The 21891-nt window shown below is 62.1% G+C and carries 19 protein-coding genes; 10 read left to right on the top strand and 9 right to left on the bottom strand.

The window, feature by feature from the left end:
- Positions 1-39: 39 nt before the first annotated feature.
- The gene (locus VWZ81_RS03945) at positions 40-1464 is read left to right on the top strand and encodes an amidase (protein ID WP_416542133.1); all 1425 of its coding nucleotides are present in this window, start codon (positions 40-42) and stop codon (positions 1462-1464) included.
- 12 nt (positions 1465-1476) lie between these two features.
- Positions 1477-2247, top strand: a complete 771-nt coding sequence (locus tag VWZ81_RS03950; protein ID WP_340545914.1) for a DUF2189 domain-containing protein — start codon at positions 1477-1479, stop codon at positions 2245-2247.
- Between the two features lie 7 nt (positions 2248-2254).
- On the opposite strand, the gene VWZ81_RS03955 is transcribed toward VWZ81_RS03950, so the two are convergent.
- On the bottom strand, positions 2255-3013 hold the full coding sequence (locus VWZ81_RS03955) for a helix-turn-helix domain-containing protein (protein ID WP_340546329.1): 759 nt from the start codon (positions 3011-3013) through the stop codon (positions 2255-2257).
- A gap of 260 nt (positions 3014-3273) precedes the next feature.
- Here VWZ81_RS03955 and VWZ81_RS03960 point away from each other — a divergent pair, with 260 nt between their 5' ends.
- Positions 3274-3774, top strand: coding sequence for a hypothetical protein (locus tag VWZ81_RS03960; protein WP_340545913.1), 501 nt, complete (start codon positions 3274-3276; stop codon positions 3772-3774).
- Positions 3775-3878: 104 nt separating this feature from the next.
- Here the strand turns inward: VWZ81_RS03960 and ilvN are convergent, their stop codons facing one another.
- From ilvN to VWZ81_RS03980, 4 genes are all read right to left on the bottom strand, one after another.
- On the bottom strand, positions 3879-4439 hold the full coding sequence (gene ilvN / locus VWZ81_RS03965) for an acetolactate synthase small subunit (protein ID WP_340545912.1): 561 nt from the start codon (positions 4437-4439) through the stop codon (positions 3879-3881).
- Between the two features lie 66 nt (positions 4440-4505).
- Complete coding sequence (locus VWZ81_RS03970; protein WP_340545911.1) at positions 4506-6257, bottom strand: acetolactate synthase 3 large subunit; 1752 nt, start codon at positions 6255-6257, stop codon at positions 4506-4508.
- A 462-nt stretch (positions 6258-6719) separates the two neighbouring features.
- On the bottom strand, positions 6720-7364 hold the full coding sequence (locus tag VWZ81_RS03975; protein ID WP_416538963.1) for a response regulator transcription factor: 645 nt from the start codon (positions 7362-7364) through the stop codon (positions 6720-6722).
- A 91-nt stretch (positions 7365-7455) separates the two neighbouring features.
- Complete coding sequence (locus tag VWZ81_RS03980; protein ID WP_340545909.1) at positions 7456-8889, bottom strand: cache domain-containing protein; 1434 nt, start codon at positions 8887-8889, stop codon at positions 7456-7458.
- 252 nt (positions 8890-9141) lie between these two features.
- On the opposite strand from VWZ81_RS03980, the gene VWZ81_RS03985 reads away from it, so the two are divergent.
- The 3 genes from VWZ81_RS03985 to VWZ81_RS03995 all read left to right on the top strand — a co-directional run bounded on the left by VWZ81_RS03985 (position 9142) and on the right by VWZ81_RS03995 (position 13708).
- Positions 9142-10224 (top strand): TRAP transporter substrate-binding protein, encoded by a 1083-nt coding sequence (locus VWZ81_RS03985; protein WP_340545908.1) that lies wholly within the window; start codon positions 9142-9144, stop codon positions 10222-10224.
- Positions 10225-10407: 183 nt separating this feature from the next.
- Positions 10408-11334 carry a TRAP transporter small permease subunit gene (locus tag VWZ81_RS03990; RefSeq protein WP_416534232.1) on the top strand — a complete coding sequence of 309 codons (927 nt, stop codon included), beginning with the start codon at positions 10408-10410 and terminating at the stop codon, positions 11332-11334.
- A 16-nt stretch (positions 11335-11350) separates the two neighbouring features.
- Positions 11351-13708 carry a TRAP transporter large permease gene (locus tag VWZ81_RS03995; protein WP_416542134.1) on the top strand — a complete coding sequence of 786 codons (2358 nt, stop codon included), beginning with the start codon at positions 11351-11353 and terminating at the stop codon, positions 13706-13708.
- Between the two features lie 208 nt (positions 13709-13916).
- Here VWZ81_RS03995 and VWZ81_RS04000 read toward each other — a convergent pair whose 3' ends face one another.
- The 4 genes from VWZ81_RS04000 to VWZ81_RS04015 form a co-directional block, all read right to left on the bottom strand.
- Positions 13917-14300, bottom strand: a complete 384-nt coding sequence (locus tag VWZ81_RS04000; RefSeq protein WP_416534230.1) for a VOC family protein — start codon at positions 14298-14300, stop codon at positions 13917-13919.
- Between the two features lie 4 nt (positions 14301-14304).
- Positions 14305-15126, bottom strand: coding sequence for an arginyltransferase (locus VWZ81_RS04005; protein ID WP_340545904.1), 822 nt, complete (start codon positions 15124-15126; stop codon positions 14305-14307).
- A 208-nt stretch (positions 15127-15334) separates the two neighbouring features.
- On the bottom strand, positions 15335-15766 hold the full coding sequence (locus VWZ81_RS04010) for an RDD family protein (protein WP_416542135.1): 432 nt from the start codon (positions 15764-15766) through the stop codon (positions 15335-15337).
- A gap of 172 nt (positions 15767-15938) precedes the next feature.
- Positions 15939-16406 (bottom strand): DUF2852 domain-containing protein, encoded by a 468-nt coding sequence (locus tag VWZ81_RS04015; RefSeq protein ID WP_416534228.1) that lies wholly within the window; start codon positions 16404-16406, stop codon positions 15939-15941.
- Positions 16407-16887: 481 nt separating this feature from the next.
- Here VWZ81_RS04015 and VWZ81_RS04020 point away from each other — a divergent pair, with 481 nt between their 5' ends.
- From VWZ81_RS04020 to VWZ81_RS04035, 4 genes are all read left to right on the top strand, one after another.
- Positions 16888-19704, top strand: a complete 2817-nt coding sequence (locus VWZ81_RS04020) for a glutamine-synthetase adenylyltransferase (protein ID WP_416542136.1) — start codon at positions 16888-16890, stop codon at positions 19702-19704.
- Positions 19694-19987, top strand: coding sequence for a hypothetical protein (locus VWZ81_RS04025; protein ID WP_340545900.1), 294 nt, complete (start codon positions 19694-19696; stop codon positions 19985-19987). Before VWZ81_RS04020 ends, VWZ81_RS04025 begins: the two co-directional genes overlap by 11 nt.
- A gap of 110 nt (positions 19988-20097) precedes the next feature.
- On the top strand, positions 20098-21312 hold the full coding sequence (locus tag VWZ81_RS04030; RefSeq protein ID WP_416542137.1) for an RSP_2647 family RNA methyltransferase: 1215 nt from the start codon (positions 20098-20100) through the stop codon (positions 21310-21312).
- Positions 21313-21333: 21 nt separating this feature from the next.
- Complete coding sequence (locus VWZ81_RS04035; protein ID WP_416542138.1) at positions 21334-21876, top strand: RSP_2648 family PIN domain-containing protein; 543 nt, start codon at positions 21334-21336, stop codon at positions 21874-21876.
- The last annotated feature ends 15 nt before the right edge of the window (positions 21877-21891 follow it).

Consider the following 21891-nt stretch of genomic DNA (forward strand, 5'->3'; position numbering starts at 1 on the left):
GCTAGGCTGACATCATCTGCCAGCCAGGAGCCCCCGGAGATGACCCAGATCCAGACCAGCGCCCGCGAGATCCTGCGCGATCTTTCGACCGGGCGTCGTCGCGCAGAGGCGCTGATGGAGGAGACGCTGGACCGCATCGAGGCGATCAACCCGAGCGTCAATGCAATTGTGGCCCTGCGGGCGCGAGACGTGCTGCTTGCCGAGGCGGCCGCTGCCGATCGGGCAGAGACGCGGGGGCCGCTGAATGGGCTGCCGATGGCGGTCAAGGATCTGGCAAATGTGGCTGGTGTTCCTTCGACGCAGGGTTCGCCATTGCTCGCGGATTTCGTGCCGCAGACGGACGATCTGATGGTGGCGCGGTTGCGGGCGGCGGGGGCTGTGATCATCGGCAAGACCAACACCCCGGAATTCGGCCTTGGGTCGCATACCTATAACCCGATCTACGGGGCGACGGCCAACCCCTATGACCGCAGCCGCAGCTGCGGCGGTTCCTCCGGCGGCGCGGCGGTGGCATTGGCGACCGGGATGGTGGCGCTGGCGGACGGGTCCGACATGATGGGATCTCTGCGCAACCCTGCCGGCTGGTGCAATGTCTACGGTTTCCGTCCCAGCTGGGGGCGGGTTCCGAATGAGCCACGCGGCGATCTGTTCCTGCATCCGCTGTCCACCAATGGGCCGATGGCCCGCAGCCCCGAGGATCTGGCGCTGCTGCTGGATGTTCTCTCCGGTCCCGATCCGCGTCAACCGTTCTCGACCGGGTTTGCGGCGGCGGATGGTGTCGCCCCCCTGCCTGCCGCGCGACCGATGCGCATTGGCTGGCTTGCGGATTGGGGCGGTGCCTATCCGATGGAGGCGGGCATATTGGAGACCTGCGAGGCCGCGCTGGAGGTGCTGCGCGGCTTGGGGCATCAGGTCGAGCCGATTGCACCGCCTTTTGCGGCGGAGCGGATCTGGCAGAGCTGGAGCACGCTGCGCTCCTTTTCCGTGGCCTCTGGTCTCAGGGTGTTTTCCGGGCAGCGGCACCAGCTGAAAGCCAGCGCCCAATGGGAGCTGGAACGGGGCATGGCGCTGAGCGGGCAGGAGGTTCAGGCAGCATCTGATTTGCGGTCGGACTGGCAGCGCGTCGCGGCGCGTCTGTTTTCGCAGTATGACGCGCTGGTGTTGCCGACCGCGCAATGCTGGCCCTTTGATATCACGCTTGAGCACCCGCAGGCGATCAACGGCACCGCGATGGACAGTTACCACCGCTGGATGGAGGTGGTGACACCGGTCAGCCTGCTGGGCCTGCCCTGTCTGGCGGCTCCGGCGGGGTTTGGAGCTGGTCAGCTGCCGATGGGCCTGCAGATCTTTTCCGCCCATGGCCGCGACCGTGACCTGCTGGCGCTGGGGCAGCAGTATCATCTTGCGACCCGCTGGCCAGATAGGCGCCCGCCCGAGCTGCCGTGCTCGGACACGCCCCTGTAAGGAGATCCTCATATGGACGAAAAAGCCTTTGGCGTGCCGCAGTTGCAGCCGATGACCCTGTCGACCCTGGGGCAGGCGCTGCGGCGCGGATGGGCTGATTTTCGGGCCAAACCGGGCTATGGGCTGTTCTTTGCCGGGGTCTATGTACTGGCGGGCTGGATCATGGCCTGGATTACCGTTGCGACCGGCACAACCTTCTGGCTGGTTCTGGCGGCCATCGGCTTTCCGTTGGTCGGCCCTTTTGCTGCGGTCGGCCTATATGAGGTCTCGCACCGGCTTGAACAGGGGCGGGCGCTGGGTTTTGGCGCGATCCTGAGCGTAGTGCTGCAACAGAGCCGCCGTCAGCTGCCGTCGATCTGCGCCATCATCATCATTGTCTTCCTGTTCTGGTTCTTCCTTGGTCATATGATCTTTGCGCTGTTTCTGGGCCATTCGACGATGACCAATATCTCCAGCTCGCCCGAGGTTTTCCTGACGGCAAACGGGATAACCATGCTGCTGGTCGGCAGCCTGGTCGGGGCGGTATTTGCGCTGCTGCTTTACATGATCACAGTGATTTCCCTGCCGTTGCTGCTGGATCGTGAGGTGGATTTTGTCACCGCGATGATCACCAGTTTTTCCTATGTGCAGGCCAATTTTCTGGTGATGCTTGTCTGGGCCGCAGGCATTGCTATAGCCACATTCTTGGCCATGGTGCCGGGGTTTCTGGGGCTGTTTCTGGTGCTGCCATTGCTAGGCCATGCCAGCTGGCATATCTATCGGCTGATCGCGACCGCAGCCTGAGCGGCAGCTAGCGAAACCGGGTTCCCACGCCGAGCAACCGCTGCTGAAACGGGCTCAGCTCATGCTGTTCTATGAACCCGGCCCGGCGCGCGGCGCCGAGGATGGCGGCGGGATCCTGGCCGAGATGTTCATAGACCATGCGGGTTACCCGGTCCGACGTGTCGCTTTCGCGGCTGGTGCGCGCAACATAGCCTGCCCAGATGTTGGCCTGCATTGACGGCACATTGGCCAGATAGTTGAAGGAGGAGGTCCGCCCGCCACGCCGCGACAGCAGGAAGGCTACCCCATCATCATGGGCCGAGGCGTAGCCACGGAACTCCCGTGATTGCGGATCCGACGGCAGGCCCTGGTAGCGCATGGCGGATTTCGCTTCATAGCCGCGCAGGTAGGTGATGCCCTCGGTGCGAAAGACCAGCGCCAACCCCAGGATATAGCGATCCGTGCGTACAAAGCTGCGGCGTACGAACTGATAGAGGCCGGAGGGAAAGAATGCCTCGGTCACATTGGCAACGCCGGGGCCAAGAAAATCGCCGAGGAACGGCCCCTGAAGGATCTGGCCTTTGCAGGAGAGCTGATCGACGGGATCCAGCAGAATCCGCGCATCAACGTCAAAGAAATTGCAGATCCGGTCCAGCACGTCAGGGCGGGGGAAGCTCTCGCCGGTCAGGTAGCGGTTGAACTGGGTGCGATTGATCCCGAGGCGTCGAGACAGATCCGAAATTGAGCGGTAGCCCTTGGCGAGCTGACGCAGGTTGGCACCGAACATATTGCGCAGTTCAGCCGGCGAACGATCGGCCTGGTTCAAGATTGGCTCCCTCTGTGTCGTGGACCGGGTGTTACACCAGATCTTGTGGTTTCCCTAGGGACTCCCTAATACCCTTGTAGATAATACATGAGGATCTGACGCTATCCAGCATCAATTTTGCGCAAACCGGACACAAATTGACACAGATCTTGTTACAGGTTTTTGGTGTTCCTTTGCCATGATTTATCCCAGAATAGCTCGGGACCAATGTGAGGTATGATATGATTGGCGTCGTTCTTTGGACGGACTACGATCTGCGGCAGGCGGTGATCTGGAGCGAAGATCACGGTGATCTGGTATATTATCGCTGGACCTCGCTCGATGAACCCATAGAGCTGCGCAAGGGTGACTGCGTCGCTTTTCGGGTTGAGACCAAGGGCGCGTTGCGGTTCGCCAGCGATCTGCATGTCATCCAAGAAAGCCAGAGTCCGGAACTGGCGGCGAAGCTTGGTGATGCCGAGCATGAAGCCAGCCAATCGCTGCCCAACAGCCGCTCGGAGGCGACGGTGATGACCTGGGAGGACGCGCGCCACGATCCCTTGTTTGTGGATCCCTCGGTCTACCCGGAGCATAACGCCCATGAGGTAAAAGCGCCTGTTCGTGGTGCCGGTGATAGCCAGCCGTCCAGCGCGACCATTTTGTCCTTCCCTGACAAACAGGCCCGCGACGCCCGCGCGCAGGCGAAACGGCGCAGCGCTGATCGAAAGCTGATCCGTAGCTGATCTGCAGAGCGGATCCGCCGCAGGAGCGTGATCGGATCAGTTTGTATGGGACACGAAAAAGGGCTGCGCGATGGCGCAGCCCTTTTGTCATCCTGTCGGAATGATCAATTTCCGCGCAGCAGGGCAGCTACGCCGGTGCGGGCGATCTTGGTCAGGCCCAGCGGGCGCATCATCTCGGCAAAGGCGTCGATCTTGTCCGGTGCGCCGGTCAGTTCAAAAATGAAGCTGTTGAGCGTGGTGTCGACAACCTTGGCGCGGAAAATATCCGCCAACCGCATGGCTTCCACGCGCTTGTCGCCTTCGCCGACCACTTTCACAATGGCGAGTTCCCGCTCGACAAAGGGGCCTGCGACGGTGAGGTCGGTGACTTCATGTACCGAAACGATCCGGCCCAGCTGCGCCTTGATCTGCTCGATCACCTGCGGCGTGCCGGTGGTGACGATGGTGATGCGCGACAGATGGCCTGTGTGATCGACCTCGGCCACGGTGAGGCTGTCGATGTTGTAACCCCGACCCGAGAACAGGCCGATCACACGGGCCAGAACACCGGGTTCGTTTTCCACCAGAATGGTGATGGTGTGGCGTTCCTGAACATCCGAAAAATTCGGGCGCAGGTTATAGGCAGAATGGCTGGTGGAGCCTTTTTTGATGTGTAGGGCAGACATTTACGTCCCTTTCCTAGAAATCGGGGCAGGGCGATAGCGCCCCGCTGTATCTGTTCCTGAACCGGGTTAAACCAGCACCGCGCCGCCGGATTGGATGACGCCTTGGGTCTCGGCATCGCCCAGCAGCATTTCGTTATGCGCCTTGCCCGAGGGGATCATCGGGAAGCAGTTTTCGTGCTTCTCCACCAGACAGTCAAAGATCACCGGCCCGTCATAGTCGAGCATCTCCATGATCGCATCATCCAGATCCTTGGGATCCTTGCAGATGATGCCCTTGGCGCCAAAGGCCTCGGCGAGCTTGACGAAATCGGGCAGGGCTTCGGACCAGGAATGGCTGTAGCGTTCGCCGTGCAGCAGCTCCTGCCACTGGCGCACCATGCCCAGACGTTCATTGTTGAGGATAAACTGTTTCACCGGCAGGCGGTACTGCACGGCGGTGCCCATCTCCTGCATGTTCATCAGCCAGGAGGCCTCACCTGCGACGTTGATCACCAGCGCATCGGGGTGCGCGACCTGCACGCCGATCGAGGCCGGTGTGCCATAGCCCATGGTGCCCAGACCACCGGAGGTCATCCAGCGGTTGGGATCCTCAAAGCCGAGGTACTGTGCGGCCCACATCTGGTGCTGCCCCACTTCGGTGGTGATGTAGCGGTTGCGGTCCTTGGTCAGGGCTTCCAGACGCTCCAGCGCGTATTGCGGTTTGATGGAGGTCTCCGAGGCGGTGTAGGACAGACAGCGAATATTGCGCCATTCGGTGATCTGCTCCTGCCATTTTGCGATGGCAGCGCTGTTCACCTTGCGGCCGCGGCTCTTCCAGACTTTCAGAACGTCTTCCAGCACGTGGCCGATGTCGCCGACGATCGGAATATCGACGCGGATCACCTTGTTGATCGACGAGGGGTCGATGTCGATATGCGCCTTGGTCGATTTCGGGCTGAAGGCATCCAGACGACCGGTGATGCGGTCATCAAAGCGGGCGCCGATATTGATCATCAGGTCGCAGCCGTGCATGGCCATATTGGCCTCGTAAAGACCGTGCATCCCCAGCATCCCGAGCCAGTTCTTGCCCGAGGCCGGATAGGCCCCAAGCCCCATCAGCGTGGAGGTCACCGGAATGCCTGTGGCCTCGGCCAGCTCGCGCAGCAGCTGGCTGGCGCCGGGGCCGGAGTTGATCACGCCACCGCCGGTGTAGAATACCGGGCGTTTTGCGGTTTCCATAGCCGCCACCAGCTCGGTGATGGCCTCCAGATCGCCCTTCACCGGCGGCTGGTAATGCGACGCGGCGGGTTTCGGCCCCTGATAGGTGCCGGTGGCAAACTGCACATCCTTGGGAATGTCGATCAGCACCGGGCCGGGACGACCCGCGGTGGCGACATGAAAGGCCTCATGCAGGGTGCTGGCCAGCTTTTCGGTGTCTTTCACCAGCCAGTTGTGTTTGGTGCAGGGGCGGGTGATGCCCACGGTGTCGGCTTCCTGAAAGGCATCGGAGCCAATCATGAAGGTTGGAACCTGACCGGTGAGAACAACCAGCGGAATGGAATCCAGCAGCGCGTCGGTCAGGCCGGTCACCGCATTGGTGGCGCCGGGACCGGAGGTCACCAGAACAACACCGGGCTTGCCGGTTGAGCGGGCATAGCCTTCGGCGGCGTGAACCGCGCCCTGTTCATGGCGCACAAGAATGTGCCGGATATCATTCTGCAAAAAGATCTCGTCATAGATCGGCAGAACGGCACCGCCGGGGTAGCCAAAGACCGTGTCCACCCCCTGATCCTTCAGGGCCTGAACAACCATTTTTGCGCCGGTCATCTCACGTTTCATCTGCTTTAGCTCCAATTGGCGGCATCGTCCGTTTCGCATAAAAAAAGCCCCCGATTTCTGGTCGGAGGCGCATGGGTTCGATTATGGTCTACCGTTACCGGCCCATGCGCGTGGTTCCTACGACTACGACTAGGATATTCATCGTGTTGGCTCCTTTAGCGTTGCAGCGGACCTTAGGACCGGTGGCCGGGGGCGTCAACAGGGAAATGAACCGAAAATACCCCAGTTTCGGACATTTTGTTGCGTCGGTGGGGTTCCTGGCGACATTTTCGCCTTTCGCGCGGCCGAAAATAGGACCACTTCGGCCCTAAAGTCGAAAATCTCCCTGAACCAAAGGCCAAGGTCAGATCGCGCGCGGCGGCGTTTTGCCAAATTGCGAGGCGGATCGGACCTAGTTTGCGGGAGTTTCTGCTGCATTGCGGCGCAATTTTAGCTCTGCCACCAGGCGGCGGGGTGGGCGGGTCAGAAACTGTGACCGGTGCCCTGCAGCACGCCATGTTCAAGCGCGTAGCGTGTGAGACCGGCGGTCGAGGAAATGCCAAGCTTGCGTTTGATGTTCTTGCGATGGGTTTCCACGGTGCGCACCGAGATATCCAGCGCCAGGGCAACGTCCTTGTTGGATTTGCCCTGTGCGAGTTCGAGCAGAATGGTCTGCTCACGTCCGGTCAGCGCCTCGCGGGCGGGGTCGTCCTTGGGCTTCAGCGAGCCTTCGGCGCCGGTGCAGAGATAGGTCTCGCCACGCATCACCGTGTCGATGGCCTGGCGGATCTCCTCGGTTGGGACATCTTTCAGTACATAGCCCATGGCCCCATGCGCCAGCGCGCTGGAGATATATTCGGGGCTGTCGTGCATGGACAGGATCAGGATGCGGGTGGAAGGGGTCTGTTCGAGGATGATTTCCGTGGCGCTCAACCCGCCCAGTTTCGGCATATTGAGATCCATCAGGATCACATCGGGTTTCAGCGCGCGGGCCTCGGCCACCGCCTCTTCGCCGTTGCCGGGGATGCCGACAACCTCGATATCGTCATAGCTTTCAAGGATGGATTGAATGCCCTCGGCGACCATCGGGTGATCGTCAACGATCAGAACGCGAATGGTATTTGGCATGGTCTCCCCCCTCATTTGGCGTGGCGCGGTCCAGTCCGTCGCGTGCATCCACCGGTGCGGCGGCGACAGTCTGGCAAGAGCGCCGATTGGCTCAGGACACCCGCTTGGACGCCGGTTTGGAGGCATCACCCGGGGGCAGCAGATGGCTCAGCGGCAGCAGGACCTCGATCACGGTGCCGCTTTGCGTGCCCCGTGATGACAAAATCCTGAGTGTGCCGTCAAGCTGTTCGATTCGTTCCTGCATATTGCGCAGCCCGATGCCGGGCCCGCTGCGGTCCTGAACCGGCGGCAGGCCGCGGCCATTGTCGGTGATCCGCATAGTGGCACCGCGCGCGTGCCCGCGTAGATCCATGGTGACCTCCGTCGCTTCGGCGTGGCGTTCGATATTGGTGAGCGCTTCCTGCGCGATCCGGTAGAGCGCAATCTTGGCATCCCCGTCCAGGCGGTTGCGGAACACGACAGTGCTGAAACGGGTCTCGATGCCGGTGCGTGCGGCGAAATCATCGGTCAGTGCCTTCAGCGCCGGGCCAAGGCCGAGATCATCCAGCACACCGGGGCGCAGGTCGCGGCTGATGCGGCGCACCTCGGTGATGGCGGTGCCCAGATGCGAGATCCCTTTGTTCAGCGGATCCTCGACCCGGTCAAAATCTCCCCGCGACAGGCGTCTGCGCGCGTTGTCCAGCGCGTAGCGCACCCCGACGAGGAGCTGACTGATCCCGTCGTGCAGCTCGCGCGCCACCCGGCCGCGCTCTTCCTCCTGGGCGTCGAAAACCCGCTGGGTCAGCTCTTTCAACTTGGCGTCCGCCAGACGACGCTCGCGGATGTTCAGCACCATGCCGGAGGCAAAGACCAGCCCCAGTGCAAACAGGGTGATGCCACCGATGTAGTAGAACGTACGGCGCACACGGGTCTCGACCTCGGCGCGCGAGGCCGCGACAGAGGCCAGCACATCGTCAATGAACACCCCGGTGCCGATGGCCCATTGCCAATCCTGCAAGCCCAGCACATAGGCAACCATCTGCGCCTCTTCGCCGGTTGAGGGTTTCTCCCACATAAACGTGTGCCATCCGGCGCCCTGACGGGCCAAGCGGATGAATTCATCCACGACCGGTGTGCCGCGGCTATCGGTCAGCCCCTTCCAGTTGTTGTTGATGAACTCGGTCTGGCGCGGGCTAACCAGATTGGTGCCGTCGTAGTCATAGACAAAGAAAAACCCGTCGCGGTCATAGATCATTGCACTGAGAATCTGGGTGACCTTTTCCTTGGCCTCCTCGTCATCTGGCGCCGCCAGACCGTAGATGTGCGAAAACCCATTGCGGGCCTGGGTCACATAGTTGCGCAGCTCGGCCATCTTGGCCTGCAACAGCTGCTGTTCCAACGCTTTGATCTCGCGTTCGGCCAATGCGCGCGACTGCACGGAGACCAGCACGGCAATGGCGGCCCCGGCCACGATCAGCGGCAGCGTCGCCAGCAGGGACAGCTTCTGGGCGTAGTTGGGTCGCAAGAATTGGGGGATCAGTTGCATGGTCGAATCGTTACGCAATCCGCCCGGAGAATCAAAGCCCCCACAGCTGCGCTCAGCGCGCGAATCTCGGGATCGGCCTTGGCGGTTGTCACAGGCTGCCCAGATTTTGGCCAAATAATTTGTCCAAAATGCGGTTTTCTACGCAGTAGTAGGTATTCACATGACGCAGCGTACAGCTAGGCTTGCGTCACTCGACAAGACCCGCCTCGGGCACAGACCCGGGGCAATCCAATTAAATGGGAGGAGAAACCTATGGATCGTCGTTCCTTTTTGAAGACATCCGCGCTGGGGGGCAGCGCCGCTGCAGCAACCACTCTGGCCGCACCGGCTTATGCGCAGGGCAAGCGTACCCTGACCATGGTCACCACCTGGGGCCGTGGCGCCGCGGGCGTTCATGACTCCGCACAGCGCGTCGCAGATTCGATCACCGCCATGTCCGATGGCGACCTGACCATCGACCTCAAAGCTTCCGGCGAACTGGTTGGTGCATTTGAGGTATTTGACGCGGTGACCGCCGGTCAGGCCGACATGTACCACGGTGCCGACTATTATTTCACCGGCCAGCACCCGGCCTATGCCTATTTCACTGCAGTACCTTTCGGCATGACGCCTCAGGAACTGGTGAACTGGTACTACCAGGGCGAAGGCATGGCCCTGCATGATGAGCTGGGCCAGATCTTCGGTCTGAAATCCTTCCTTGGCGGCAACACTGGCCCTCAGGCCGGCGGCTGGTTCAACAAGGAAATCAACAGCCCCGAAGATTTCAATGGTCTGAAGTTCCGTATGCCGGGTCTGGGCGGCAAGGCGCTCGGCAAACTGGGCGCATCGGTTCAGAACATTCCCGGCTCCGAAGTGTATCAGGCGCTGTCCTCCGGTGCGATCGACGGCACCGAGTGGATCGGCCCCTGGGCAGATGAGAAGATGGGCTTCCAGGAAATCACCAAGGTCTACTACACCTCCGGTTTCCATGAGCCGGGTGCGGCGCTGTCCGTGGCGACCAACCGTGACGTGTTCGACAGCCTGTCGCCCGCGCATCAGAAAATCATCGAAATCGCGGCGGCCGAAGGTCACCAGTGGAGCCTGTCGCAGTTCATGAACAACCACGGTGCGGCTCTTCAGCGTCTGCAGACCGGTGGCGTGAAGACCCTGGAATTCCCTGACAGCGTCTGGGATGCCTTTGGCTCCGCGACCAAGGAAACCCTGGACGAGTTCATGGGTGACGAGCTGTTCGCAAAAATCCGCAACAGCGTCGAAGCGTCGATGAAAGCCTCTTCGGGCTGGATCACCAAATCTGAAGGTGCCTATCGCACCCAGCGCGACCGCGTTCTCGGCTAACCGCCCCAAGAGTGGGTTCAATCGGATCCTCCGCATCGGCGGGGGATCCTTTCGCAATAGCAGCCGACACGGATGGCTCGCGCCATAAGTGTCCATCGGGTCCCAGGATCCGTGCGGCCTGATTATTATCCCTATGATGACGATCCAGACCGCCCGCGCTGCACGCATTTATTCGAGGGAAAAATGCAGGACGAAAGTGGCGTTTCCTTTTTCGGGACCTTACTGGACGGCCTGATCTGGCTGGTACAGAACATCGCGGGCGCCTTTTACAACTTCGGCTATGCCGTCGCCAACCCGCAGCTCTGGCTCGACTGGTCGGACAAGGCTTCCATCATGCGGTTCGTCTACTATGGCGGGTCGGTTGAGTTCTTCTTTGTTGTCTTCACCGCGTTTCTGGTGCTGACGGCGGTCGGCATGTATCGCCGCTCCATTATGTGGGGGGTCGTGCGCGGACTGGAGGGCTTTGCCAACACGCTGGGTCGGCTGTTTGCCTGGGCAGGTCTTCTGATGGTGCTGCAACAGATCATCATCGTCTTCATGCAACGGGTGTTTGCGCGCCCGGACATGAGCTTTGGTCTGGGTATCGCGCTGGAAAAAGACATCAGCTGGTTCGCAGAAGAACTGAAGCTTTACAATGCCTTGGTGGTCTGCCTTTGTGTCACATACACCTTTGTGCAGGGCGGCCACGTGCGGGTCGATCTGATCTACTCCGGCATCAGCTTCCGGGCCAAGCGGGTGGTGGACATGCTGGGATCGCTGATCTTCATGATGCCCGCTGCCGTGCTGACCTGGATGTATGGCTGGTACTTCCTGTGGCGCCACCTGATCGTGCCGAAGCCCTCGGCCTCGGACACGCTGGAGCGTCTGGTGATGAAATCCCGCGCGCTGCGCTGGAACATCGAGACCATCGGCTTCAGCCCCAATGGGTTCAACGGATACTTCCTGTTCAAGATCCTTCTGGTGACATTCGCCGGTATCGTATTCCTGCATGCCATCGCGTTTTTCTACCGCTCGTATCTTGAGTTTGTGGAAGGCCCCGGCAGCGAGAACAAACACCTCGACAAGGACAGCCTTGGTGAAGGTGAAGAAGCCTATGAAGGCGCGCATTAAATAAGGGACAGCCCCCATGCTATTCGGACTTGATGGCGTTGAAATCGGCCTGATCATTGTCTTCTTCTGCCTTTTCGGAGGCATTCTCTCCGGCTTTCCAGTGGCCTTTGCCATTGGCGGAGCCGGCATCATCTCCTTCGGGATCATTGCGGCGCTCGACAGTGCCGGGATCCTGGTTCACCAAGCCATCGACACCTCGTCGCAGGTCTATCGCGACCTGGTGGGCTCCGGCGTCAAGCCGGATGTCATATCGGTGTTCAGATATCCTGAACTGCCACGGGTCGCCGAGGCGGTGTTCCCGCAGGGTTGGGAAGTTGCGATGGACCGCAACATCTCCTTTGTCGTGAACCGTATGAACGAACGGGTTCTGGCCGGTGCCTCGATCGAGACCCTGCTGGCAGTGCTGATGTTCGTCCTGATGGGCATCACGCTGGAACGGTCGAAGATCGCCAACGACCTGCTGACCACCATGGCGCGCGTCTTTGGTCCGCTGCCCGGCGGTCTGGCAGTTTCCATCGTGGTTGTGGGCGCTTTCCTTGCGGCCTCCACCGGGATCGTCGGCGCAACCGTGGTGACCATGGGCCTGCTGGCGCTGCCCACCATGCTGCGCAACAACTATTCGCCGGAACTGGCGACCGGTGTGATCGCCGCCTCGGGCACGCTGGGGCAGATCATTCCGCCCTCCATCGTGATCGTTCTTCTGGGCACGCTTGCGGGGGATCTCTATTCCACCGCACAGGAAACCCGTGCGCAGGAATTCGGCTGCTCCGATGCGCTGACCTATCTGGGTGAGCCAGCGGTTGTTTCGGTCGGGACGCTGTTCCAGGCCGCGCTGCTGCCGGGTATCCTGCTGGCGCTTCTCTATGCGCTCTATGCCTTTGGCTATGCGCTGCTGAATCCGGAAAAAGCTCCGGCAGTTGTGCTTGAGGGCGGTACTGGCGAGCCGATCACCCGTGGCGAAGGCCTCACCTGGTTCCTCGGTGTGCCGGTGGCGCTGATTGCCGGTGCGTTGCTGCTGGGCCAGGTGAACCTGATCGGTAGCCAGAACATCACGGTTTCGACCTTCTCCGATGCGGGGCAGACGGCATCGCTGCGCACCAATGTGGGTGCGGACTGTCAGGCGGCAATGATTGACCTGCATGGCCAGGAGGCCTGGGATGCCGCTGTCGCCGAGCAGAAGAGCATCGACGACGCAGGCGGCGTTGCCCAGGCAACCAAGCTGACCGAGGACGAGATGGCCGCAGCCCGTGTCGCCAAGATCGAAGCCGCGGCTCCGATTGGCACCGGTCTGACCGTGCTGATGGTGCTGATGGGGCTGACGCTGGCGGTTGGTCGCGGGGTTTCGCCCTCGCGGGATCCCAAGCCCTTGATCCTGGGGGCGATTGGCGTGCTGATGATTGCGCTGGTCGATATCGTGGCAATTTCACCGACCACGACGCCCGGGGTCACCGTGCTGCTGATCGCGCTGCCAAGCCTCCTGGCGCTCTATGGGTGCAAGGTCGCGGCGGTGCGCAGTTCACAGAATGATCTGATCCGCGTGGTGTTCCCGCCGCTGATCCTGATCATTGCGGTGCTGGGGTCCATTCTGGGCGGCATCACCAACCCGACGCCCGCTGCGGCGCTGGGGGCTGGGGGCGCCATCATGCTGGCGGCCTACCGCAAGCTGCAGGACCAGGGGAAATCCGGCTGGATCATCATCTGGGCAACCCTTGCAGTGGCGATCTGTATCCTGGTTGGTGTCAACTTCGATCTGCGGATCAATGGGCAGGATGGGGTTTCGGCAGAGACCATCATCGCCTTTGGTGTGGCCTATGGCGCCTATCTCTTTGCGCTCTTCGGGCTGCTCTACGGTTGCTGGGTGCTGTTCAAGGGCGGGGTGCTGACACCGGTGGTGCGCGAAACGGCCAAGGTCACGTCGATGGTCTTCACCATCCTGATCGGCTCGCAGCTGCTCAATCTGGTGGTGATCTCCTTTGGCGGGGAACACTATATCCAGCAGTTCCTCAAGAGCTTTGACAGCGAGCTGAAGGTCTTCCTGATCGTAATGGTGGTGCTGTTCATCCTTGGCTTCGTGCTCGACTTCCTGGAGATCATCTACATCGTGATCCCGATTGTCGGGCCGGTGATCTACGGCGGCTCCTTCGATCCGAAGTGGGTGACCATCATGGTTGCGGTGAACCTGCAGACATCGTTCCTGACGCCGCCGTTTGGATTTGCGCTGTTCTATCTGCGCGGGGTGGCACCGAAGGAGGTGACCACAGGCCATATCTATCGCGGGATCCTGCCATTTGTGCTGATCCAGGTGGTGGGTCTGGGGATCCTGTGGATGTTCCCCTCCATCGTGACAATCGTGCCGGCGCTGATGCCAAACTGATTGCAATCAGCCAAAGACGACAAAGGGCCCCGCTTGCGGGGCCCTTTTTTCATGTCGGCACCGGGGCGAAAGCAGAAACAGGGGCGCTGCCCCTCTGCGCCATGCGGCGCATTCACCCCGGGATATTTGACGCCAGAAGATTGGCCATGCAGCCGTTTGCCGATGGCAGCTGAAGGGGCGGTGCCGAATGGGACCGGCGCCCTGCGGTTCAGGTGAGCTGGAGCAGATCCCAGCGGTTGCCGAACGGGTCGCGCCAGACCGCAACCCATCCGTAGGGTTCATGGCGGGGTGCTTCGTCGAAGGTGACGCCCGCGGCCAGCATGGCGGCATGGTCTCGGGCGAAGTCATTGGTGTGCAGGAACAATCCGACGCGGCCGCCAAATTGATTGCCGATGATGGTCTTTTGAGCACCACTGTCGGCCCGGGCCAGGATCAGGCTGCCCTCACGGGCGCCCGGCGGCAGGATCCGGACCCAGCGCTTGCGCCCCTGATCGACATCTTCGGCCAGCTGCCATCCGAGGGTGCCGCAGTAAAACGCGATCGCGCTGTCGTAGTCCGGGACAATCAGCGTCACGGCATGAAGAGATTGCATTGGGTTACCTGCTGTGGCTGCGCGATTCCGGCAGGTGAATATTAGCGACCTGTTCCGCAATCGGATCGGTCGACAGCGGATGCGCCGTGTCATCAAAGGCGTCGGGATCGGTCATCGGCTGCCAGGCGCCGCGATGATAGACTTCAAGCCCGGTGAACTTCGCCTTGTAGCCCATCTTGGCGCTGCCTGGCACCCAATAGCCCAGGTAGACATAGGGCAGCCCGGCCTCGCGCGCGATGTCGATGTGATCCAGGATCATGAAGGTGCCGAGCGAGTTCTGCGGCAGATCGGGCCGATAGAAGGAATAGACCATGCTCAGCCCATCCTCCAGCACATCGGTCAGCGACACCGCCGTCAGCGCGTTGCTGTCGCGGTCGATATATTCGACGACGCGGCTGCGAATGGGCGTCTCCTCGATCATGGCGGCATATTCGAAGACATCCATATCGGCCATGCCGCCATCGGCGTGCCGGCTGTCGAGGTAGTTGCGGAACAGCGCATATTGATCTTCGGTTGCCCAGGGAGAGGTCGCGCGCCGATCCAGCCCGGCGTTGCGCTTCAACGTGCGTTTCTGCCCCCGGCTGGCGGTGAAGGCGGCGACATTGATCCGGGCAGACAGGCAGGCGGAGCAATCGGAGCAGGATGGCCGGTACAGAACATTCTGCGAGCGGCGGAATCCCTGCTGCGACAGGCTGTTGTTGAGCTGTTCGACACCATCGCCCTGCAGGGCGGTGAACAGTTTGCGCTCCATCCGATCTGCCAGATAGGGGCAGGGCTGCGGCGCAGTCACGTAGAACTGTGGGGCAATCGGCAGAGTGTGGCGCATCAGGCGGTCAGGTGTCCGTTTGGGCTTGGCACAAATGGCCCCGAGTGTCGCGCGGGCGCCGAGTACTGATCACGGAGCCGCTGACAGATCGGGGCATTCTGGCCACAGGGTTATCTTGAATGATAGCAATGCCATCGCACTGCGCCAAGAGGCCAGTTGGGATTAAGGTTTACAGATTGCCCATCTTCACCTTGAACCAGACGGTGGATCAGCGGAGCCGGTTCAGCATGACGGTCCCCATCACCGCATCCGTCAGCCCCTGACCGCGCGCGGACATCAGCATCATGAGGATGGAGATCACCTGCAGCAGCGGGAAGGCCATGGAGACTGTATATCCGGCGGTATGCAGCAAGGCGCCCTGACCGTCGAGCTTGCGTCCCGACAGGTCGCGCAATTCGATGCCTGCGACGGCCATGCCCCAGGTCGCGGAACCAGAAGCGATGGTTGCAGCACGATAGATGAAACCGATCACCAGATAGAGCAGCGGCCAGATGAACAGCCCGGTAAAGGCGGTGAAAACCACGGCGATACTGGCAAGAACGGTGATCAACAGGCTGTCGATAAGCCAGGCAAACAGACGTTTGGCAGGGACCAGCTGATAGAAATCAGCCTGGTAGTCTGGATCGGGCAGGGCGGTCATCAAAGCTTCCTTATCGCGATAACGGGGTCGAAAGAACCGGGGCGGGGAACCGGGCTCATGGTTTGGCCGTCTGGCCAGGGTGGCGGCTGACACGCGGGCTGATCATCAGCTTCGGCGCCAGGCCGCTCCCGCCGGGATAGGCCCCGCCCAATGCGGGCGGAGCTGGCTCTGGTCAGTGACGCTTGCTGCGCGGGCTGTCCGCGTCATCCTCTGCATCATCGATTTCGATGGCCTCATCGTCGTTCTGCAGCGCGCGTTCGTGCATGAACTGATCGAATTCCGATTTGTCCTTTGCAGCCCGCAGACGTTGCAGGAAGGCTTCGAAATCATGCTGTTCCTGTTCCAGCCGGTGCAGCGTATCGGCCTTGTAGGCGTCAAAAGCGCTGTTGCCGGACGGGGTCATCGCGGACATGCCATGACGGGCCCAGGATTTACGGCGTGTGGTGCAGGATTTCGAGAACATGCGCTTGCTCCAGATCATGTAAAACAACAGGGCGAGGCCAACCGGCCAGAAAAAGACGAAGCCGAGGACCATGGCGGCAATCCAGGCGCCTTTGCCTTTGCTGTCGAGCCAGGATTCACTGCGGGAAAACCAGCCCTGTTCGGACGGGTGCGGGGCGGTAGAGGTGTAACTCGTCATCGGGGTCTCCAGGTTAACGTTGCGAGGTTCGGCGTCCATGTAAATGCGCTTCACATTATGGAATATCGGACTGCCCTCACACGGTTTCAAGCCTGCATGTAAACATTTTTCACATTTTCGCAGATCGAAACAAGTAACCTGTTGATATGTTTTTTATTTATTGATGATTTTGTGGCTAAGGGGAGATAAACGGCTGCGCTTTGCTGTCAGACTTTGTGATACATATCCGATGACCTGAACACGCGTTGTATCGCCATTTTGGCAATACTAGGGTGCCGGTCGGTCACTGGTTCACTGGTTACTAAGACGCTGTCTGACATGCCCCCGGAACTTGAGCGCAGCCGCAGTACCAGCATTAATGTCTCATTCATAAAAGGGCTATTCCGGTATTCCTTACCTTACGTAACCTTTTGAACTCTGGCAGGGCCAAAGGGTGGTTTCCTCAATTGACGACGGCGGCGTCTCACCCCAGTGTCTGCGGATGGGACAGTCGATTGATATTCAGCGCCTTCCACGGGCATTTGATGCGGATCTGGCCGGCGATGCGCTTGCGCTTGTGCCGGACCTTGGCGGCGATGAGGCGCGCCTGGTCGCAGGGGCGGCGGGCTCCAGCCCTTATCTGAAGGAGCTGATCACCCGCGAGGCCGCCTGGCTGGCGCCCGCACTGGCGGATCCGCTGGCTGCGCTTGGTAAGATCATGGAGGCTGTGCGCGGTTTGGCGCCGGATCAGCTGAAGCCGGGGCTGCGGCAGGCCAAGCGCCGACTTGCGCTGCTGAGCGGGCTTTGCGATCTGGCCGGGGCCTGGGATCTGATGCAGGTGACCACGGCGCTGACGCAATTTGCCGAACTCTGCGCCGATCGGGCGATCAAGGCGGAAATTGCCGCACTGATCCGCCGTCAGAAACTGCCGGGCCTGACCGAGGCCGATGTGGAGACCGCCGGCGGGTTGACCCTGCTGGCCATGGGCAAGATGGGCGCCTATGAGCTCAACTACAGCTCCGACATCGACATGATCTGCCTGTTTGACGAGACACGGTTTGATCCGGCCGATTTCTATGAGGCGCGTCAGGGCATGGTGCGGGCGACGCGCAACATGTGCACGGTACTGAGCGAACGCACTGCCGACGGCTATGTCTTCCGTACCGATCTGCGCTTGCGGCCCGACCCGGGGGTTACACCGGTGGCCATGGCGATGGAGGCGGCGGAGCGCTATTACGAGAGCCTCGGGCGCACCTGGGAGCGCGCCGCCTATATCAAGGCGCGCCCCTGCGCCGGGGATCTGAAGGCGGGTGCCGAGTTCCTGCAGACGCTGCGCCCCTTTGTCTGGCGGCGGCATCTGGATTTCGCGGCTATTCAGGACGCCCATGACATGCGTTTGCGGATTCGCGAAAACAAGGGGACCGGCGGGCCACTGACGGTGCCCGGCCATGACATGAAACTGGGGCGTGGCGGCATCCGCGAAATCGAGTTCTTTACCCAGACCCGGCAGCTGATCGCCGGCGGGCGGGATGAGAGCCTGCGTCAGCGCGGCACGCTCGACGGGCTGACCGCGCTCGCGGCCAAGGGCTGGGTGCCGCAGGAGGCCTGCGCGCAGCTCAGCGCGCATTACATTGCCCACCGCGAGGTGGAGCACCGCATCCAGATGGTGCATGACGCCCAGACCCACCGGGTGCCGCAGTCCGAAGATGGCATTGCCCGGATTGCCTGTCTGATGGACCGCGACCCGCAGGCGCTGCAGGCCGAGATCCGTGGGCGGTTGCAGGAGGTGCATGAGATGACCGAGGGGTTCTTTGCCCCGGATGTGCCAAGGCCGCAACCAGCCGCGGCGGTGCCGGAGGCTCTGGATGGCGATATTCTGGCGCGCTGGCCGACCTATCCTGCGCTGCGCTCGGCGCGCGGTGCGCAGATATTCGAGCGGCTGAAACCGGAGCTGCTGGCGCGACTGTCCCGCACCGCCCAGCCGGCCGAGGCGCTGGTGGCGCTGGATGGGTTCCTGGCGGGGCTGCCTGCCGGTGTGCAGCTGTTTTCACTCTTTGAAGCCAACCCGCAACTGATTGATTTGCTGATAGATATTGTCGGCACCTCTGGTACGCTGGCGAGCTATCTGTCGCGTAATTCCGGGGTGTTCGATGCTGTGATCGGCGGCTCGTTCTTCAGTGACTGGCCCAAGCGAGAGGGGCTCTGCCAGTCGCTTGCGGCGGTGCTGGCGCAGGAAGAGGATTATGAAACCCAGCTGGATGCCACCCGGCGCTGGTGCAAGGAGTGGCATTTCCGTATCGGGGTGCATCATCTGCGCGGGCTGATCGATGCTGCCACCGCAGGGGCGCAATATGCCGAACTGGCCGAGGTGGTGATTGCCGGGGTGGCGCCGGTTGTCCTGCAGCAGTTTGCAAAGAAACACGGAACGCCTCCGGGGCGCGGGGCGGCGGTTCTGGCCATGGGATCGCTGGGTGCGGGGCGGATCAATGCGCTGTCGGATCTCGACCTGATCGTGATTTATGACCCCGGAACCGCGGAGGCCTCGGAGGGGCCGCGACCGCTGGCGACACGCCCGTATTATGCGCGGCTGACCCAGGCGCTGATCACGGCGCTGACTGCGCGTATGTCGCAGGGGCAGCTCTATGAGGTGGACATGCGGTTGCGACCCTCCGGCACCCAAGGCCCGGTGGCCACGAGCCTCGAGAGCTTCTGCGCGTATCAGCGCAATGACGCCTGGGTCTGGGAACATCTGGCGCTGACCCGGGCGCGGGCGATGGCGGCTGTGCCAGCACCGGGTGCGGAGGGGCTGGCAGAGGATATCAACGCATTTCGAGCGGGTTTTCTCGGGGCGCCGCGCAGCCGCGCGGCGATCCTGCCCGAGGTGGCCAAAATGCGCGCCCGTCTGGCCGCTGCCAAGGTGCCGACAGGTCCCTGGGACGCCAAGACCGGCGCGGGTCGGCTGATGGATATCGAGCTGATCGCCCAGGCCGGGGTCCTGCTGAGCGATGCCACCGGGCAGGACGTGGCCGCCGGGCTGGCGGGCGCTGTCGCCTGTGGCTGGCTGGATGCCGCAGATGCAGCGGAATTGCAGCGCGGCTATGATCTATTCTGGTCGGTACAGACGGCGGCGCGGCTGGTCTCGGGCAAGGCAATTGATGCACGGACATTGGGAGAGGGCGGCGCGCTCTTTCTGTGTCGCAGCACCGGCTATGACGATCTCGCCGCGCTGGAGGCGACGCTGACCGAGAGCTACCGCAGATGCGGTGACATCATCGCCGCGGCATTGGAGAGAGAGGGGGCGACAGGCCATGACGAATGAGGCGACGGTTGATGCGGCGCAGCTGGCGCGTCTGGATCCCAAGGGGTTGATCCGGGAAAGCTACCGTATCGAGGGGATTGGCGAGGGCGAATGCCGCAGCATCTTTCTGGATTGGGCGCTGAGCCTGCCTGATGGGGTCGACAGCCGTGTGGCAACCATCGCGCTCGTGGAGCAGCTGGCGGCAGTGCATCCCGATCACCCGATGACGGCTGTTCTGCGCGAGGGGCAGGAGGCTGCCGACAGGCCTCGCAGGCGCGGCGGCTGGCGTTCCCGTCCGCGGTGAACTCACTTGCGCCGCGCGGGAACGGACCGCAGAGCCTGACGCGACCAAGGCATCGGCTCTGCGTGGCGGATGCCCTTTCAACCGCGCGTCGTTGGGAGTAAGAGAGGCGCATGACAGCATCTTCCTCCGCGCCCGAGCGCGCCCGCGTAAAACTGAAACCCAAAGCCAATGCCCGTGCCCTGCGTCACGGCTTTCCCTGGGTCTATGCCAATGAACTGGTCACCGATCGGCGCACCCGGAAACTGGCGCCCGGCACCCTGGCGGTGCTGGAAGACGACGCGATGACGCAGATGGGGCTGGTTGCGGTCAACCCCGAAAGCAAGATCATCGCGCGGATGCTGGACAGCGATCCTGCGGCCGAGCTGAGCGTGGAGTGGTTCAGCGCCCGCCTGCGCCGCGCGCTGGAGCTGCGCGAACAGCTGTATGATGCGCCGTTCTACCGGCTGGTCCATGCTGAATCCGATGGTCTGCCCGGCGTGGTGATCGACCGCTTTGGCGATACCTGCGTGGTGCAGCCCAATGCCGCCTGGGCCGAAGCCCATATCGAACCGCTGACCGAGGCGCTGGTGGCGGTGACCGGGGTGACAACCGTATTGAAAAACGCCTCGGGCCGGACGCGCAGCCTGGAAGGGCTGGACGATATCAGCACTGCCCTGCGCGGCACCGCCCCCGAGGCGCCGGTAGAAGTGTCCATGAATGGCGCCACCTATATGGCGGATCTGACCGGCGGGCAGAAAACCGGCCTGTTCTACGACCAGCGCGACAATCACGCCTTTGCCGCCAAGCTGGTCAGGCCGGGCGCAAATGTGCTTGACGTGTTTTCCCATGTCGGCGGCTTTGGTCTGGCGATGCTGGCGGCTGGCGCGGCGACGGCAACCTGTGTCGACGGATCCGCTCCGGCGCTGGATCTGGCGCGGGACGGCGCAGATGCCAGCGGTTTTGGCGATCGGTTCAACGCACGGCAGGGCGATGCCTTTGAGGTGCTGGCCCAGCTCGCCGAAGAAGGGGCGCAGTTTGATGTGGTGATCTGCGATCCGCCAGCCTTCGCACCGTCGAAACAGGCGCTTGAGGCGGGGTTGAGGGCCTATGAGCGGATTGCCAAACTGGCCGCCCCTCTGGTGGCGCCGGGTGGTTATCTGGGGCTGTGCTCCTGCTCGCATGCGGCTGACCTCAGCCGGTTCCGCAATGCCTCGGCGCGTGGCATCGGGCGCGGCGGGCGGCGCAGCCAGCTGCTGCACACCGGGTATGCCGGGGCGGATCATCCACAGCTGCCTCAGCTGGCCGAAAGCGGCTATCTGAAGGCTGTGTTCTTCCGGCTCGACTGATCTGTTGCGGTTGATCAGGCCATGAAACTGCTGCTGGACGCCTGTGTCCTCTATCCGACCGTGATGCGTGAGATGCTGCTGGGGGCAGCCCGGATTGGCCATTTCACCCCGCTGTGGTCACAGCGCATCCTTGAGGAATGGGCGCGGGCGGCGCGCAAGATCGGTCCTGCGGGGGAGCCGCAGGCGCGGGCAGAGATCGCGCTGATCTCTGCGGCCTGGCCAAAGGCTGCCGTCACCCCGACAGCGGCGGTTGAAGCACGGCTTTGGCTGCCGGACGTGGCCGATATCCATGTGCTGGCCGCCGCCATTGCCGGCCATGCCGACGGGATCGTGACCGTCAACAACAAGGACTTCCCGCGCCACACGCTTGCCGAGGAGGGGTTGGAACGGATCGGCCCGGACCAGCTGCTTTATGATCTGTGGCGACAGGATCCGGACGGGATTTCGGGCGTGGCTGCGGCTGTGCTCGCCGAAGCAAACCGGCTGTCAGGCGGCGGCTGGGAGCTGCGCCCGCTGCTGAAGAAGGCGCGGCTGCCAAGGGTGGCCAAGGCGCTGTCGGCCTAGCGTGCTCAGCCGCTG

The organism is Phaeobacter sp. JH20_34, assembly GCF_048056095.1.
GTDB lineage: Bacteria > Pseudomonadota > Alphaproteobacteria > Rhodobacterales > Rhodobacteraceae > Phaeobacter > Phaeobacter bryozoorum.

What these genes read in the sequence shown, in the direction of transcription:
- VWZ81_RS03980 (WP_340545909.1), bottom strand. Translation starts at nt 8,889, where the DNA reads ATGCAACTGATCCCCCAATTCTTGCGACCCAACTACGCCCAGAAGCTG.
- VWZ81_RS04015 (WP_416534228.1), bottom strand. Translation starts at nt 16,406, where the DNA reads ATGACGAGTTACACCTCTACCGCCCCGCACCCGTCCGAACAGGGCTGG.
- VWZ81_RS03955 (WP_340546329.1), bottom strand. Translation starts at nt 3,013, where the DNA reads ATGTTCGGTGCCAACCTGCGTCAGCTCGCCAAGGGCTACCGCTCAATT.
- VWZ81_RS03985 (WP_340545908.1), top strand. Translation starts at nt 9,142, where the DNA reads ATGGATCGTCGTTCCTTTTTGAAGACATCCGCGCTGGGGGGCAGCGCC.
- VWZ81_RS04010 (WP_416542135.1), bottom strand. Translation starts at nt 15,766, where the DNA reads ATGACCGCCCTGCCCGATCCAGACTACCAGGCTGATTTCTATCAGCTG.
- VWZ81_RS03975 (WP_416538963.1), bottom strand. Translation starts at nt 7,364, where the DNA reads ATGCCAAATACCATTCGCGTTCTGATCGTTGACGATCACCCGATGGTC.
- ilvN (WP_340545912.1), bottom strand. Translation starts at nt 4,439, where the DNA reads ATGTCTGCCCTACACATCAAAAAAGGCTCCACCAGCCATTCTGCCTAT.
- VWZ81_RS04020 (WP_416542136.1), top strand. Translation starts at nt 16,888, where the DNA reads ATGGGACAGTCGATTGATATTCAGCGCCTTCCACGGGCATTTGATGCG.
- VWZ81_RS03960 (WP_340545913.1), top strand. Translation starts at nt 3,274, where the DNA reads ATGATTGGCGTCGTTCTTTGGACGGACTACGATCTGCGGCAGGCGGTG.
- VWZ81_RS03995 (WP_416542134.1), top strand. Translation starts at nt 11,351, where the DNA reads ATGCTATTCGGACTTGATGGCGTTGAAATCGGCCTGATCATTGTCTTC.
- VWZ81_RS04030 (WP_416542137.1), top strand. Translation starts at nt 20,098, where the DNA reads ATGACAGCATCTTCCTCCGCGCCCGAGCGCGCCCGCGTAAAACTGAAA.
- VWZ81_RS04000 (WP_416534230.1), bottom strand. Translation starts at nt 14,300, where the DNA reads ATGCAATCTCTTCATGCCGTGACGCTGATTGTCCCGGACTACGACAGC.
- VWZ81_RS03945 (WP_416542133.1), top strand. Translation starts at nt 40, where the DNA reads ATGACCCAGATCCAGACCAGCGCCCGCGAGATCCTGCGCGATCTTTCG.
- VWZ81_RS04035 (WP_416542138.1), top strand. Translation starts at nt 21,334, where the DNA reads ATGAAACTGCTGCTGGACGCCTGTGTCCTCTATCCGACCGTGATGCGT.
- VWZ81_RS03970 (WP_340545911.1), bottom strand. Translation starts at nt 6,257, where the DNA reads ATGAAACGTGAGATGACCGGCGCAAAAATGGTTGTTCAGGCCCTGAAG.
- VWZ81_RS04005 (WP_340545904.1), bottom strand. Translation starts at nt 15,126, where the DNA reads ATGCGCCACACTCTGCCGATTGCCCCACAGTTCTACGTGACTGCGCCG.
- VWZ81_RS03950 (WP_340545914.1), top strand. Translation starts at nt 1,477, where the DNA reads ATGGACGAAAAAGCCTTTGGCGTGCCGCAGTTGCAGCCGATGACCCTG.
- VWZ81_RS04025 (WP_340545900.1), top strand. Translation starts at nt 19,694, where the DNA reads ATGACGAATGAGGCGACGGTTGATGCGGCGCAGCTGGCGCGTCTGGAT.
- VWZ81_RS03990 (WP_416534232.1), top strand. Translation starts at nt 10,408, where the DNA reads ATGCAGGACGAAAGTGGCGTTTCCTTTTTCGGGACCTTACTGGACGGC.